The sequence below is a fragment of the Vibrio fortis genome (genome assembly GCF_024347475.1).
GTDB classification, from domain to species: Bacteria; Pseudomonadota; Gammaproteobacteria; order Enterobacterales; family Vibrionaceae; genus Vibrio; species Vibrio fortis.
The window spans coordinates 1,561,396-1,578,349 of the sequence record NZ_AP025488.1; the positions used below are offsets into that span (position 1 = coordinate 1,561,396).

At 33.3% G+C, this 16,954-nt stretch carries 12 protein-coding genes; 5 read left to right on the forward strand and 7 right to left on the reverse strand.

Annotated elements, in window-relative coordinates:
* Positions 1-56: 56 nt before the first annotated feature.
* The 4 genes from OCV50_RS21360 to OCV50_RS21375 form a co-directional block, all read right to left on the reverse strand.
* Positions 57-1,016, reverse strand: a complete 960-nt coding sequence (locus OCV50_RS21360; protein WP_261904603.1) for a hypothetical protein — start codon at positions 1,014-1,016, stop codon at positions 57-59.
* A gap of 684 nt (positions 1,017-1,700) precedes the next feature.
* On the reverse strand, positions 1,701-2,237 hold the full coding sequence (locus OCV50_RS21365; RefSeq protein WP_261904604.1) for a hypothetical protein: 537 nt from the start codon (positions 2,235-2,237) through the stop codon (positions 1,701-1,703).
* 116 nt (positions 2,238-2,353) lie between these two features.
* Complete coding sequence (locus OCV50_RS21370; RefSeq protein WP_261904605.1) at positions 2,354-4,471, reverse strand: hypothetical protein; 2,118 nt, start codon at positions 4,469-4,471, stop codon at positions 2,354-2,356.
* A 569-nt stretch (positions 4,472-5,040) separates the two neighbouring features.
* The gene (locus OCV50_RS21375) at positions 5,041-8,193 is read right to left on the reverse strand and encodes a hypothetical protein (RefSeq protein ID WP_261904606.1); all 3,153 of its coding nucleotides are present in this window, start codon (positions 8,191-8,193) and stop codon (positions 5,041-5,043) included.
* A 590-nt stretch (positions 8,194-8,783) separates the two neighbouring features.
* Between OCV50_RS21375 and OCV50_RS21380 the strand changes: the two genes are divergently transcribed.
* From OCV50_RS21380 to OCV50_RS21395, 4 genes are read left to right on the forward strand one after another with little or no spacing between them, the layout of a single operon-like run.
* Positions 8,784-9,377, forward strand: coding sequence for a hypothetical protein (locus OCV50_RS21380; protein WP_261904607.1), 594 nt, complete (start codon positions 8,784-8,786; stop codon positions 9,375-9,377).
* A 30-nt stretch (positions 9,378-9,407) separates the two neighbouring features.
* Entirely contained in the window at positions 9,408-10,535 is a 1,128-nt protein-coding gene (locus tag OCV50_RS21385; protein ID WP_261904608.1) for a hypothetical protein, read from the forward strand.
* Between the two features lie 50 nt (positions 10,536-10,585).
* Positions 10,586-11,104, forward strand: a complete 519-nt coding sequence (locus OCV50_RS21390; protein WP_261904609.1) for a hypothetical protein — start codon at positions 10,586-10,588, stop codon at positions 11,102-11,104.
* A 51-nt stretch (positions 11,105-11,155) separates the two neighbouring features.
* Positions 11,156-11,932, forward strand: coding sequence for a hypothetical protein (locus OCV50_RS21395; RefSeq protein WP_261904610.1), 777 nt, complete (start codon positions 11,156-11,158; stop codon positions 11,930-11,932).
* 31 nt (positions 11,933-11,963) lie between these two features.
* Here OCV50_RS21395 and OCV50_RS21400 read toward each other — a convergent pair whose 3' ends face one another.
* The 3 genes from OCV50_RS21400 to OCV50_RS21410 form a co-directional block, all read right to left on the reverse strand.
* On the reverse strand, positions 11,964-12,254 hold the full coding sequence (locus OCV50_RS21400; RefSeq protein ID WP_261904611.1) for a hypothetical protein: 291 nt from the start codon (positions 12,252-12,254) through the stop codon (positions 11,964-11,966).
* 157 nt (positions 12,255-12,411) lie between these two features.
* A complete protein-coding gene (locus OCV50_RS21405) occupies positions 12,412-13,176 on the reverse strand; it encodes a hypothetical protein (protein WP_261904612.1) in 765 nt (254 codons plus the stop codon).
* 2 nt (positions 13,177-13,178) lie between these two features.
* Positions 13,179-14,315 carry a hypothetical protein gene (locus tag OCV50_RS21410; protein WP_261904613.1) on the reverse strand — a complete coding sequence of 379 codons (1,137 nt, stop codon included), beginning with the start codon at positions 14,313-14,315 and terminating at the stop codon, positions 13,179-13,181.
* A gap of 242 nt (positions 14,316-14,557) precedes the next feature.
* On the opposite strand from OCV50_RS21410, the gene OCV50_RS21415 reads away from it, so the two are divergent.
* Complete coding sequence (locus OCV50_RS21415; protein WP_261904614.1) at positions 14,558-16,948, forward strand: hypothetical protein; 2,391 nt, start codon at positions 14,558-14,560, stop codon at positions 16,946-16,948.
* Positions 16,949-16,954: the final 6 nt, after the last annotated feature.

The following is a 16,954-nucleotide window of genomic DNA, read 5'->3' on the forward strand; positions in this document are numbered from 1 at the left end:
AAAAAATAATTTCACAAAAAGTAGATTTTTTAGATTAATCACCTGGTAATTTTCAATTAACCATGAGTCTTAGCAATAATTGCATCAAAATGAGCAAGTAGTTCTTCATCTACTAAATCATCAGTTTTTGAAGTTGTAGGAGTGCTAATTACTTCCTCTTCATCGTCAAACTGAATCTCTTCAAACATTGCAAAATATGGTGTTGCTGGCGTTTGCTTAATGACTGGTTTTACAACGTCTTTAACGACATTCGACACTTTCTTTTTAACTGCTTTAAAGACTGATTTAACAGCGTTTTTGATGTTTTGGTACAACTCAGTTAAGTTAAACGTCTTCTCGCCAGTATCCTGTAATTCTTGTAGAGCTTTTTTATAAGCAATGGTTTCTTTAGTTAAGTTGTACGTAAAGCAATCTTTCTCACTGTTCCACTTAACAGAAGAAGAATCTACTGTAAAACAAGACTTTAATTGTCTTTTGATGGTAGCTTTAAATGCACGCTTTCTATCACGATAATCAGTGATAGATGTAGTTTCTTTAAGGTTTTGATCTGCTACTGCTTTGTTACGATAAGTGAAGTTGCCAGAGTTCTTAGCTACATAAAGATTTACAAGCTCTTGGTACATGATAGCCATACTTCTTGTGTTGATATAAGTCAGCTTTACTTGCAATGTAGCATTAGCAAAATCTTCAAAATATGCAGGATTTACACGCACTTCAATGTGATCTTCTTTATCGCAGATCGAGAAATAAGCATCTTTGAAAGTAGCGATTAAGTTCTGGATTGTGGTTTTGTCTTTGAAAGGAAAGTCGCATGACTTTGATTTTCTTGTCTTCTTGTTTACTAAAATGATTTTTGAATCTGGATTCATAGCCATTTCAGAAAGTAAGTAATTGCGGAATTTCAAACCAGTTTCGTTTAGATCGTAGTTGAAAAAACGTGTTTTTGCTTTACCAGATTCTAAAACTCTTCTGTTTATTGAATAAAAGTTATTGTTGTATTGATTTTCGTATGACATAAAAAAGACTCCATTTAGTTAATAAGCATTATCTATTACATAAAATAATATTCATTAAACTATTTGGAGTTTATACCTTGACATATTTCTAAAAAATATTACAATCTTTAATAACGATAAAAATTGTTTCCTACGCAAAATTAAATCGTTTGATTATTCTTAGTTAGTGAATATTAAAAAGTGCTATTTCGATAGTGCTTTTTTTGTTTTCTATACTTAAATAAATTATCACACCTTTTTTATTAGTCAATAAAACCACTTTAAAAAGTCTAAAGGGATCACAATAATATTCAATTTTTAAATATAAAACCGAACACAAAACATTATAATATTTTTAATCATCATTTTAATGAGGCACATCTGTTTCACAATTAAAGGGACACATCTGTATCACATAAACAAGGCACAAGTATTTCACCATATAATATATAGAACTTTTATAATCTAAAGAAACTTATTCTTAATATAGATGTGAAATACGATTTCACGATTTTTAAAAAAAGAAATTTTCAACATCTACGATGTTTTAGTCGTGGCAGTGCTACGCCCTGCTTTTCTGGAAAAGAAATACGAGAATCTTTTAACCAGATAAGAAAAGTGACGAAGGAGCTTTTCAGATATAAAAAAAGAGAAGTTCAAAAACCTCTCTCATTCTTTCTCTCTTCAATAATTCATTCATAATGACTATTCACTACACTTCAATGTCTTAACACGTTCTAAACTCTCATCAGTAGCTTTATAACGAATTGGCATAGACTTATCTTCACCTTCTATCAGATTTTTACCCATATCCTTATCAAAGATGTACTTCAAAGACCTTGCACCACCCTCTGTTCGTGCTTTGTAAAACGATACGTCATAGTCAGTCTCAGACACTTTCTCAACTATCACTTGATAAGTTCTACCCTTGTAATACTCACCCATGTTTTCACGTTCAGCATAGCGATTGTAGTTGTTCTTAAACTTCAACACTGAACCATCTTCTTCCACTTCATACATGCGTATCTGTTTTTGACCCACGATCTGCATTGATTCATTATAAAAATCAGAGAATTTTAACTGTGGATACCCTATTGTTCTTTTATCAACGGATTCAAGCGTTAATCCATTTAAAAATGACTTTCCATATTCATTTTGCTTTTCCTGAACTTTCTCACAAGTTTCTGCGAATGCTGTTGATGTTGATAGTCCTGCGATGATCGCTAATAATTTAAGTTTCATGTTTCCTCCATAATTTAAAACCTATATTTTCAGATTATCATTAAACAAAAATCGTTCAAGAGCACAAAAAAGGCTGGCATTAAACAACCAACCTTTTTTCATTTAAGTTATACAATTTAATATCTTAATTTATTTAGATTACTTTTAATCTGATTATGATTTATCGCTGTTGAATCTTCTTGGTAATGATTCATTTGAAGTTTCTGCTGTCTATAAGAATCCACAATTCTATAAATCATTTCTATCATCACTACAAACGAGATCAAGAAGACGATTAACCATGCCATTGAACTACCTACATCTACAACTTCATTTGAGTAATATTCAGCAATTACTATATCAACTTGATAATCGTATGCAACTGTCAAAAACACATTTGATAATATGACTGTTAAAAACAACACAACAATTGGCAAAAACATATCTAAGATTAAATCAATAAAGTTAGTAATGACTTTTGATGTATCTGTTTTTGTGATTAAAAAGTATTGCATAGACGTAGTAAAGATAAATGATTTTGTTGAAATCCTAATGTAGTGGTTTATTGCAAAGCCAATCACGAATCTGCACATCAAGTAGAAAGCTACAACACAAAAACTAATCAATAGTATGTCACTCATCTTGTTAGCTTTCACAGCAATTGATTTAGTTGTATCACTGCCTATAGCCATTGCATAGGATGATGATGTTTTAACAGAAATCAGTATCTTTAAAATCTCAGGATGGTGCTGAACCATCTTCTTAAAAGCCAGCAAATCAAACTCAAAACAACCTTTATCACCAGTACATGTATCACCAAACTTCGGTTTTACATAAGAACCAACAATCAACTTTGGATCGTAAAGGACGTTTAAGAAGCTTTTAGACGACTCATAAGCAATAGAATCACTGTCATGTAAATTTTCGATTTTATTTATCAATAGCAAAGCTAAGTCATCTTGGCTATCAACCCCCTGATGATCGTTCAAGTTGTTGTAAAAGTGGACATTCCATCCATTGTTTAAGAGTGTCGAACCACCTTCCGAATAGTCAATTGTGCTTAAGTAGCCAGAAACCTTCTCTATCACTTCACCATCATGCGAATCTGTAAAAAACAAGTTGTACAGGTTCTTTGACATACCAAAAAGTGGTTGTTCAGACAGGTTTTCTTCATTATCGATAGACCTTGCAAGGGCATCAATTAACTCATGAGTTTGTAAAGACACTTGTTTCACAATCAACGAATCAAGTTCTTGTTCAACAATATCTGTGTTAAGAATCTCAAACTCGGACCCATTCCAGTTTCGACATAGGTACTCTGATTTTTGATGACTAAGCTCTTTTTGTGCAACAGATTTGCAGTAGACCTTTTTCATAGATTCACTTGCACTGATTATGTTAGGTGCAGTTATATTTAGAGTAGAGACAACTTCAATTGGAGTGTCATTAAAGACAACTGAACCACAATCATAATCAACGTTGTGATGTTTAACAGAACAGATTTTAACTGCGTAATTCAATGGAGAGCGACCATGCATGTTAAACACGCCAGCGTTAGTCTTTTCTTCTTTAATACACTTTAAGAACTCATCTTCTTCATAAATATCAGAGTCAGAAAAATCGTAATCGTAAGACGATGTAATGTATTTGTTCACATAATTGAAAGCACAGACCTCACTCGACATTACACTCTCTGAGAATGTCTTGGACAAGCTTGAAACCTCATCTGAATTGGCTTCTATGCTCTTCTTTTTCTCAATAATGTTGTCTGACAAGATCTTGTTTTGACTCACTAAAATCGTTTGATTTGTAATTATAAAGTTATCGAAAATCCATCTAACAGCAAAAGCACTACTACTCAACACTAACGTAGTTGTTGTAACAGTCGCCAACATCAACATCACTGCCTCAGCCGGGTCATTTTTAATCCTCTCTGTCAAACCTTGCTTAAAGAGCATACTCAATGCACCAATTATAAATGAGTATAAGAATATTGTTTTAAAGAATTCTGTATGTGACTCAAAAAGAGCAGCATTAGCATCTTCTAAACGATTTTCTTGATAAACGTGGAATGATTTTGAATCTACACGTTTTTCTACTAAACAATCTCTGACTTTCCTGAAACTTTGTACAACCACTTCATTTTCAAAGTTCACTTTACAATCACTAATTTTCTCTTCAACAGAATTATCTACGGTGTAAGCAACTGCTGGAATTGATATAAAGACTGACAATAAAATAAATAATTTTTTCATAAAACCTCCTTTTATTTATATTTAACCACATCTTTTTTTATCAGCAATTTTAAGAGAAACGAGATTTTTATTTTTCATTTAACTAATGTAATTATTATTTCTGATGGACTGATTTTTTAAACTACCCTCAATCTCATCCACTACCTGAAAATTACAAAATGTAATTTTGAGTTACTGAAAATATTGACTTGAGTTTTTAAAGGATATATAATATTAATTGAAGATTAATTATTTTTTAGGAGATTTAATATATGAGTTTATTATATCAATTTTTTACATTGCCATGCTTTCGTGCAATATTGCCAATACCAATTGAAGGTCATGCACCAAACTTTTTTACATGCCTATGTTCAATCTGGTTTTATGTCAGTATATTTAGTTCTGACGCTTATGGAGTTTTAGGAGCATGGTTTATTTCTACAGTCTGGTCTGCATTGACTTGGGTTCGTCATGGTCATGAGTTTTCATAGATAAGGATTTACTTATGTATAATAAAATTTAAAAGAGACATCATTTTTTGGTGGCTCTTTTTCTCGTATAAAAAAACACTCTTTCGAGTGCTTTTAAAATTATTTTTTATTCTCAGTCCTTTGTCCTGATTGATTCAGAGATTGCTCATTCGCTTTCTTTTTATTGATTCTATCCATTGCAACTTTATTAACACCAGTCTTCGTTAACTGACCTGTCGTGTGTTGAACTTGCCTTACGGTGTCCTTAGTTTCATTCAAACCTTGATTTAAAGCTATTGCTTGAACGCCTGAGACAAATTGTGATTGTCCTGTAAAGAATCCTTCTCCCTTAACGTTAAACGCTGATGCTGTATCTGACTCCCAAGTTTTAATCGAGTTTATAATTACTGGTACAAATCCAAACATAACGCCGTTAGACACTATCACCATCAACATCTGAGATAACACACCATCACCGAACATTGACGCTATTGTGTCATAAACAATCCCACCGAACGTTGAATCATGCATTATGTATAAAAAGACATACATCGAGATTGGTACTACTAACAGATAAAAAATCATTGTTTTCAGCGACCCAATCGTTGCGTCAAACTTAACCAAGCTTTGGTTTGGGTTTGAACTAAATGGTGCTACAACACTATTCCTTGTCGATTCGTAAGGAAAAAATATTGAAGTCGTTATAAACAAAGTAGGAATCGTTCTAACAAAAAAGATGACAACTAACACAATTATAAATGCTGTAGCGTTTGATGCTAAAAAGCCTAAGATTGCTGAAAAGACTGATAAGACTATTCCCAAATCCATAAAGCCTCCTAAACCAGCATTCATTGCTATTGCACCGTTACAACCTACCGTAGCTAAACCTTCGATAAGAGCAGCCGGTCCCGCAATAAGAGCTTTTGGATCAAAGTTAGCACCATCACCAGCTAAACACATTGCAGTAATACCAGAAAGTGTTGCTCTCATCACAGCTATATCACTCGTAACTTCTAATGCAGCCAAAGTCCCTAAATGAGATTGTTGCGTCAGTGACGTTTCACAATTACCATCTTTATCTTTGATTGGACATAGAGAAAAGTCGTTGAAAATTCTCTTTGCTATTCCTGTTGGTGAAAACTGGTCAAACCAACTGTCATTTACTTCCGCAAAGTTTTTAGATGATTCTCTATTGGTACTGATCAAGTATTCAGAGTAGTCATACTTCTTCAACCCATAAACAACAGCCCTACTATCTTTTTCTTCATCATCTAAGTCATCATCTGTAAATCTTGAGAAGTTGAAGTAATAGCTTGGCTCATTCGTTTTGTTGTCGCTATTCACATAGTTAAACGTCATTACATTCTCTTGAATGTTTGAAGTTTTACTTAAACCAGAATACATATCGATTTGAGCTATTTTGAATGCTCGTAAGTCATAAGGGTTAGGTTTGTATGTGTTTATCAATTCTAAAATCTGATCGTCATGATTCGACTGATTTGAATTGATAATGTTTAACGCTGCTTCATCATGAGCTTCTAACCATAGAGCCAAAGCATTCACACCATCATCTACTTTTTCTTTGTACTCATCTTTTTGGTTAGGATTACCAACAGCAGTAAGAGTGTTGTCTTCATTCACTACAAAACAATCCAGATCACCTCTTGCACCAAAAGACTTTAAGAAATATGCAGGTTCACCTGTTGCAGCATTAAAATCTTCTGCATATTTCACATAGTTCACAAACTCTGTGTCAGATAGACGTTGAGAGCATAGATAAGCATTTCTATTGTTTACGATATCTACTATGTATGGCTTTAAGTAGTACATACCATTTAGATCTTCATACGTTAATTCATCTTGCCCTAAAGGGTGGCCGAACAACTTACTGAACTTGAATTGACCAGCTTGAATGATTCTGAATGCGTCAGCCTCATCTACTGTTAAATTGTCATTCTTTTCATAGCTTAAAGAGTTTTCCATCGTTCTCTGAATTGCACTAACTAACTGCTTATAACTCTTTGTAGATTTACGACTAACGTTTGACTTACGAGCTTCAATTGATGCATTCTTTGCAAACGCAAACTCACTTTCGATCATTCGAGCTGAATTACTTCCATCAATATCAGCAACATCCGCTTTTTGAATCAGATACTTCACCAACTCATTAAACAATCCAGCAAAGTCATCAACAACGTTTGTGTCGTTTGCCATATTTTGAACATTGGTATTCAAAGCAAAGTTTTTGATCACATTTGCAGTTGAGATTTTTACAGAAGAGATTAGACCTTTTTCTTTACCAAAATCTGAATTCTCACACTCCCATTCATCAGTTTCACCGCCATACATAAACATACCTTCGTGAGCCAAGTTAACTCCAATCTCACCATCTAACAGTTCATCAACTGAAGGTATGAAAATCACAATGTCAGTATCAACTTCAACACGGTTACGGTCAGTACACTGCTTAACGATTGATAATTTTTGATCGATACTTGGACGCTTTAAGTTATAAACAGAACCGTTAGGATCATACTCAGCTCTTATGTTCGCAAAACTATTACTGTAAATGAACTTCTTAGTGTTCTCTTCCTGAATCGTTTGCTCTAAAAGAAACGAAACCATTTTGTCGTTTTGTTCACTCAGCTCTTCACTACTTCTCAACGCTGCAGCGTTAGTGTTTGCATCTTCAAGTACACCTTCAACATCAGCTACTTTGTCATGGAAATGGTTAATCGTACCAAACGTGAAATAGAACACTTTAACGTGCAAAGTTGTTGAGCTAAGAGCAACACTTAACAGAATGACAAAAGGAATGATAATCCCTAAGACTTTACCCATAGAGAAGTTCGTAGAGAATGAGGATATTACAACTGCTGATAAATAGACTGGCACAGCAAAAGCCATTAGGTAAGTAACGACAAGTAATACATCTTTTACAAAGTTTTTATCATCGTAGTAATCTATAATTCCATCTACATTAATTCCTTTGCTTGATAGAAACTCTCTACTATTTTCTATATCAGATTTATCCAAAAAGAATTTTGTAACAAAAATGAATGCTTTGTCTTTTTGTTGTAAATAAAAGCCACATGCTTTTTTCCATTTTACTGAACTTTGATTTCCCAATTCTTTTGAAAATTGTGTCGGTGATCTACATTCTTCTCCATCTTTATTTACATCATAGTTTGCAAATGAAATTGATGAAAAACTTAGTGAAAAAATCACAAACAGATAACAAAAGATATTTTTAAAATTAATTTTATTTATCATAAAAACTTCCTTGTTTGATTTTGTTTTTCTCTTTTTAGTAATCCACAAAATGAACAAAAGTCAATATTATAATGTGCATTAAAAAAACATCTTTAAATCAATTTAACAGACAAATAAAATTAAATACTTTTAGTTACTAAATAAATCGCATCTCTTTTAATAATACATCACAGAAAAGTCGAACAAAGTGAGACAACAACAATCAGTAAAAATACAAAATAAAAACGACAACCAATCTCGATAACAGATCAAAAAATCACAACAACAAATGACAAGTTAAGTTCTCAGAATCAATATGTTAAGCAATTTAAGATTCAGATACTTTTCATGAAAAAAAGTTTCAAAAAACAAAAAATGAAAACATTTAAATATGAGGACTAATAAGATAAGCAAGACAAGACCTTTTACGCATACGCCTATTTTCAAGCGCATAAATGCAGTTTCAATAGTTGTTATGGTTAAAGGTGGCGGCAATTTTTACGATTGCTGAACTCCTGACAGTCGTTTTTTAAAGAGATAATTATTTGACGTATTATTATACTATGATAATTATTATTAATATAAACCATTCATTACATAAGGATTAGAATATGGACAATAAAACATTAGATATAAAATTAAAAAATACAATTAAAGCATACATCGAAATTGAAAATAAAAAATCATTAATCGATACTGTAAGTGCATTTCAAAATGAAGTTAAAAGAACATTACTAAAACTATTAGTAGAAGTTCACAACGAAAATGACGCACAAGAAAATCAATATCAGTTCGAGAATTTTGAGAAAAGAACTTTAACTGATTCTGATTATGTTTTTATAAACAAAATCTACTTTGATTTTAAAGAGAAGCATATTGAAACTCACAAACATTCAATAGCTTTTATAAAGAGCTTCATTACTCATCTACAACAAACAGTTGGTAGTCGTGATTCGATTCAAGCTGAACTACAAGACTCTGAATTGGTTAAGGTAATCGATCAAGTTTTAGAAGCTAAAAAGCAAGAGATTCTTTCTACTTTAAGTTCTGAACAAGAGCTTACAAGAGCAGTAAAGAGTATCAACAACATCAATGTAGCTTCGATTGCTAAACCACAGAAGCGCAGAGCAGCAAAAGCACAAACTAAACAACAAACACCATCTGTTAATTCAGTATCAAGAGCATCAACACAGGAGAATAACTAAGGGCATGACTGCCCTTTCTGGAGGTTTTAAATGAACAGCAAATACTTAACTTATAGGAGTAATCCAAAGCTAAACAACTACATCAAACATCTGACAATTGATGTTCTAAGAGATCCAAAATATCGCAAAGGAACGTCTGTCAACAAGACCATCCTTTTTGACTCGATACTGACTCAAAAACCGCTTCAACTTCAATCAACAATAGATAATGAAATCAAGCGTAACGAGATAGCTTTGTTTAGAGCTAACATGTCTCAAGTTAAAGCACTTCACAGCGATTTGATGAGCTATAAACAAATCATCAAAGAGCAAAAAGAAGAGCTTGAAAACTATGACTCGTTTGACTTTAAAAGCCTTGCTGATTCAATCAAAGGTTTGGTTGTCATGGCACAAGATTCTGTTGATGTAATCGACTATCTAATTGGGTTGTGCTTTCACATTAGAAATAGCCATTACGTGAATCAGGTCCAAGTTATTGAGGTACAAAAGTCTGATGAGTTTTACTTAAATCATCACAACAAATTGAAAGAACTCTCGCTTGAAACTGGTTTGAAAAATCAGACTCTAACAACATCACATTCAGAGCTTTACGATCAGCAAAGACTTGCATTCCAAAGCACTGTTGAGGGTTGTAGTGTTGAAGAAAAAAAGCATTTAGATTTACTGGATAGTCTACAAGACTTTATCTCATCTCAAATCGAAACAGGTTCGTTTCAAAGTGATATTGCAAAGCCGATTCAAGTAGAACTTTCAAATCTAATGAATGGTTTAACGACAAGCAAAGTTGCTGTTAAAAAATCAGAGTATGTTAAGTCTAACAACAAACATAGAACGTCAAATTACAACTTCATATTACACTTACTTTCAGAGCTAAAAGTTGAGAGGTTGGACGTTGATGAAAAGGCACTTGATGCGTGTAAACGCTTTGATGAAGAACTGGTTAACTTCAACAATGATTTACGAATAGCGCATTTATCAATTAATGATTATGTTGAAAAGTTCAACTCATCAAAATCAAAAGCTGATAGAACAAAATACAAAAATAAAGAACTTACAGAAAAAGCTAAAATCATTACACGATATTTAAACTTGTCGGTTACACTTTCAAAAATCATTTTAGATTCTGTACCACAATCAGAAATCGATTTTTTGACTTAAGCATTTCCAATTTTTATAATAATCTTCAAATCGAAATTTGGAGATTTTTTATGTCTGATGCTAAGAAGATGGTTAAAGCTATGCTGAATCAATTAAAAGAGCATGAGTATGTTAAACAACTCGCTTTACTCTCTTATCAAGACTCAAAACTTGCTGTATCAGTCATAGACATTACAACGGACTTTCATAAGCTTTACCACGCTTTATGTAGTGAGAAGGTTTTTGGTAAGTACACAGTTAACGAACACTTCTCAGAGCTACTTTACTATAAGCTGTTTAAGCCTGGACTTTATCAAATCCATAAAGAAGAATACCTACAAGCTTTATCAGTATCATTTCAACAAGACGTACATTACTTGCCACAGCATGTAATGACGGAGATTGATCGTATTTCAGAACACTTTCAACCTCTTGAAGCTCCTGATTTTGTTGAGATTCTACACTACCAAAACCCAGCTCTTTTAAGCCAAATCAATGATGATTTAGAGAGTGATTTTGACAGTGTAAGAGTGATTCAAAAGTATCTGAATAAAGACTTATCACAACCATCTATCTCGATGCACAAATAATTACAAAATGTAATTATCAGGTTCTCTCACTTTTCAAAGCACAGAGGTTCTATGACTGTCCTAAAACTCAACCCATTCGTTAAGACACACAGCAGTTATGTAGATCTTGATTCGTTCTATCATTCGCTACAAATCATAGAGGATTCGTACAACCTCAGTATCGACCAAACAACTAATCTTCCTGAATCTGAGTTCATGTCAGAAGACATAGAAAAAGAAACCTCTACACTACTTCTCAGAGGTCTTTTCTACTTTGTGAGTGCTGTTGATTACTGTAAACAAATGAGAGTGCTTTCATGTGATTCAGAAGATATCTCTGATGCCCTAAATGACATTTTCCACTTGATAAACATTGTGAAAAACCTGCATTTCATTTCATTAGATTTTCAGCGATTTGATGAAGATGTTATTAACTATGGATTTGAAGAAAGTACATTTGATAAAGCTGGCACAATGGCACTAATACAGTCATATCATTTTGGTGGACTATCATTTGATGAAAGGTTTTGGTTCTTGGGTAAGAGCGTTGTTGAAGCTGACATTTCAAAGTATCTCAGATTGTGTGGAGATACAGAAAGATGGTTTAAAAAGGTTCGCAAATCAGTAGATAGAGTGTTTAGAGCGTTGTCTATCCAACACTTAGAAATGCATGGAAAGAGCTTTGATGAAGATTATCTGACTGAAAAAGCGTTCGACAATTCGCTACGCTATACAGTGTCGATTCTCAACAATGTTGTTAAAGGTAAAGATGTATCAATTGATGAGCTTGAAAAAATGTATTCTAAAATTCTTGATACAAAAATTGATAAGGTGATTCAGTTAGTATAAAAAAACAATCCAGTAATGGATTGTCATTCAATTAAAAATCATCTTTCCCTGCTTTGTGAGTTTTGACAAAATGATGATAGATTGGTTTTTCATGAAACTTGGCTAAAAGCATATCAAAATCATACTCTTCGATCTCTTCACCATTCGACTTTTTTGAAATGATTTCGTTGTTGCTATCATCGAATAAAACACACTCATCATTTCTCATCAAAACGTATCTCTTACTCTCATACTCAAAGTGATACTCACGATCACTCGAACCTTCCTCTATCCCTTTTAGTTCGACCTTTGCATTTTCAAGGAACACTTTATAACCAATCATACACACCTCCATTTTCTTATGATTCATATAAGACATTGAAGCATATGTAAAAAATCTTTCAAGAGGTACTGAAAATTACAAAATGTAAGGAATTGATAGTACAGCCAAAAATGGCTGATAATCAGGTATAAAAAAAGTAGCGAATAGCTACTTTTTTCTATTTCTTATACACAACTCTCGTTGAATCTGGTTTGAAGTTCATAAACTCAGCATAGTCTAAAACTCGCTTTTGAGAATCTGGTAGGTTTAGAGTTACCAATTTATTATGTATATCAATATCTAATTGCTCAGAGAACTCGTTCAGTTTAGTAACAAAGTTGACTTTTGCTGTTAAACCAAGCTTTCCTTCTTTCAACCTTTTGACTTGAGCAGTGTTGATTTTGACACTTTTTGTTAGCTCTAATTCATTTTCACACAAACAACACGTTAGTAATTTTAAAGCTTTACAGATAACCTCATCATCACCTACCTCGACCTTTACCTTGTCATTTTTTCCAGTTAAAAATGATTTTACAAGTTCATTAATGTAATCACTGAAAATATTTTTATTCAATATCTGTTGCTTAAACATTTCAGTTAAAAATGACTCATGCTTAGTTGTAAACTTGATATTACTTATCTGCTTATTTTTAACTCCATTTCTGTTGTGGCAGTAGTCAAAACTAAACTTCTTATCGATAATGTCATTCAGAATTAGTTCAAGAGAACGATTCTTTTGTTTTGTTTTTGCATAGTAAATTGAATCTCTGATTAACTTTTCAACTTCATCTGTAAGCATTATCTTACTTAAATTTGCAAAATCAGGAATCGAGATTGTACTAAGACTCTTTACCTCTTCATTAACCAGAACCTCTTCAACAACAGGAGTTGAAGAAGCTGGCGTTGCTTTGCTGAAAAAATCAGATAAATTATTGTTCTTCATTTTTAAACTCCAATCACTTCAACAAGTTCTTTCATGAAGTCGATCATGTCATGTCGCTCTTCAATACACTTAACATTGTTTAAGTAAAGACCATCAACACCTCTTACAGTTCGCTTGTAAGCTTTCCATTGCTCAGTAGGAATAGTTGGGTTTATGTTTAGCTTTCTGAATGTATCAAGTGGGAAATAAGGGACTTCAATCAGGTTTACATCTTCAAGATACTCAGAACAAATTGATTGGATTCTGTACCTAACGTCATTCATGATACTGATATAACTTTGCTTGTTTGTGTTGTTGCTTATTAAAACTGTATGAACTGTTTTTTGAGCAGCTTTATAAGCGATGATTTGTTCATCAGTACCAGCAAATCCTTGCTCTTCTAACATAGCTAAAACCTCTTCATGTTGACGTTTAAGCTTTTGTTTTAAAGTGATTAATGCATTGTCTATGCTTTCACTTTCAGCCATTTTACAAGTGATTAGAACTTTATCAGCTTTATCAGTTTCAAGTTCATTAGTACCTGCAGCAAGATCCCAGATAGAGAAGTCTAATTTTGTGTACTCTTCTTCATTATCATTACCCTTCTTCTCTATGAAGTAGGTGTTTTCACTCTCGCTATCAATACCATACTTCTTGCGGTTTTGAGGTGAGATTTTTGAAGCTGGTACAAGCTTATCTCTAACGTCAGTGTTGATTTGATACATAGACTTATCACTACTTTCATCATCACCATATTCAACGCCAATGAAGTGATTTTTCATTGATGAAGAGAAGTGATTTTGAAGATAAGTTTCTGTGTATCTACGAACTAAACCCTCATTTCTGTCAGCAGTAACTATTCCAACGTTCAAAGGGTTATCGAATGTAAAATCAGGGTTTTGAGAAGAGTAAGCGATTAGGTTTAGGCTATATGTAACAAGCTCATTACCAGTCGTTTTTGACGAACCGCCTTTTGGATTACATACATGAATGGTGATAGTAGATTCTGGTCTTTTTATTGACCCCAGTTCAATTTTCGATTTTGAAAAATCGATAGGATTTTTAATAAAATACTCGTTTGTTAGATATCTTTGTTGAATAGCATCAACAACAGGTTTTACTTTTTGATTATCGCTTGGTTTTGCTAAAATTTTTGCCATGACATTTTTCCTTGTTTTTTGTTTTTTTGTTTTTTGACTTGATATTTATAGTTATATCAGGACCATTCGCTTTTTCAATACCAATTCCTTACATTTTGTAATTTTCAGTTAATCTAATTTTATTTACCCTTAAAAAACGCAGTAACTAAATGATTTTTCAAAAAGGATAAAATCACAAAAAATCCAATAATTTGAGTTTTTTGCAAAAAATGGTAGAACGGTAAAAAACAAGGAGAGTTAAAATGAATACAAAAATATCAATAATCCCATTTTCAAAAAAAAGGGTATCATTCAAAATCTGGTATCTGATAAGCAAGGATGGTCGTGTCGAGTTTTGTCCAGAACGATTCAATTTAGATACTGATTCTGTTGAAGCTTATGCAATTGCAGAGATCTTTAAATTGAAAGGCTCACGCATGTCAAAATCCGAAGCGATGCTACACATCAACAAGTTTGTAGATGAGTGGTTTGAGCTTCAAAACGATAAATATATCTCTAAATCGAACAAGAAAAGCTTTCTGGTTGATGGTGAATGTCATACTTACTCAGCTCAAGGTGATGGATCAAGACCCAACATTGGAATGCTGGATTTCTCTGTCAATTTCAGTGAATACGACATAAACAACATACGAAAAGAAGCTTTGAAAAATCGCTCAAAGTACACTGATGATTGGTTAATTGGTCAGGGTATCGACCCTCAAAACAAAGTCGAGTATGTAAACTGGTATGTTAAAGATTATTGTAAGCATAAAGCTAAACACACATTAGTCTCTGTGTATAACATCTCTAAGAAGAACCGCAAACAAACAGCCAAAACTAAAATCAAAACGGTTTTGAAGGACATTGAGAATCTACTGAATCCCCACGTTGATAGCTATGATGAAGATGGTTATATCACTGACTGCCACGTACACGGTTTAGCTTCAATGTTTGACCCAAAAACAGGGCTTTACCTTAGTGCAAAAAACTACGGTGACTTATTCCAAGAAGCAAATCTTAGAGTAGAACAGAAGTTTAAAGACGTACTGCAACAAGGCGTTGCACTTGGTTTTCATCAAACTAATGGCGCAAACAGTGTTGATGAATTGAGGCAGCTTTATTCAGATAAAGATGGTGATACTGAACAACAAGTCAAAGACCATTTAAAGAGTTTAGGACGTTCTATCGCTCAGGTATTAGAGCAAGATGGATCATTAGAACAAAAAGTCGCTATGCTGAACGTCTTAGGAATAGATATGTCTCTTGATACTATTCGTCAAACACAATCACGTTCTGGAAAATTCGGCAAAGACGCAGAGCAAATCTTCAATTTCAAAGATAAAAAGACAGGAATTACGTTTAACAATTACTCTTTCGCAGGTAAAGATAAATACGCAATTTCTGCTTTTGCAAAAAAGTTGGTAAGTCGTCAAAAGAAACAGAACGAAGCTAAGAAACAGAAAAATCCTTTTGATCTGGATAAAGTTGAAGCTGTTATTCAAGATAGATTAAAAAGAACTCGTAGATTCATTAAATCAGAAATAGAAACTCGACAAATCGAGTTTCAAGACACTGACTCAGCAGATCTTAGAGCTGATAAAGAAAAGTTCTTAAAAGAGCTGAAGCTTGAAGCGTTTAAGCGATTCTCTGATTCACTTGTAGAGGTTGGGATTGTGATCGAGGTGAACTATCAAGGGCATTTGGTTTACTGGAAAAACAACCCTTCTGATTTAACGAAATACCACGATTACAAGTCATCTCTTTTTGGTAAGGATTTACTTGGTAAAAACATCGTTCAGGAGTTCGACTTGAGCCGTGATGATCTTATTGATTATGGCAAAACGGAATACATGGCCATCTTCCAAAACCATAAATACTCTAAACACATTAAGTATCTGGAGATTGGTGAATCACAGTCAAAGACGCTTGATGAATATTATACGTTGTGGAGCTTAAACAAAGCCAAATCCAACACGTATGACTATCTCTATGATGGTAAGACGTTAAGTATCTTGTCTAAAAAGAGTCAAAGACCACTGATTCAAGCGACACAGATTGATGATAAGACTATCGAGTATTCAAGTAATACCCACTACCCTGAGCAAGCAGCGAGAGCGATTTTTAATCACGGATTAGACGATATTCGTAATGCAGAGAAAGGAACAAGTTTCACTTATGGTATGAGTAACCCAAACCAACCTTTATCAGAAGAGATGAAGCACTTGCATGTAATGATTATCTTCTCAAAAGATAAGCTGGCGAGAGAACGTTTGAAAGTCGATACATCGAATGCTACTGGCTTAAATGAGCTAATTGAGAAAGAAATGGATAAGCAACTTGGCTTTGCTGAAAAGGCTTTTGAAAAGAATTTAGCGAAAGCAATCAAGGATAAGAAGTACAGCTTTACTAACAGTAATGCCCTACTTCATTTAATCGATAATCCTGACATACCATTCACTCAACAAGAACGTGCAAGAGAGCTTTTAAACAAGCAAATCAGTACGTTGTTAGCAAATGATGTCGTAAACCTTAAGTCGAACTACGTCAATTTAGACAACTATATCTCTATAAACCATAAAGCAATAAATGACAAAGCTAACCTGGTCCGAAAAGAGAAAGCCACACAACACAAAACCACTATGAAACATCATTAAGAAAAA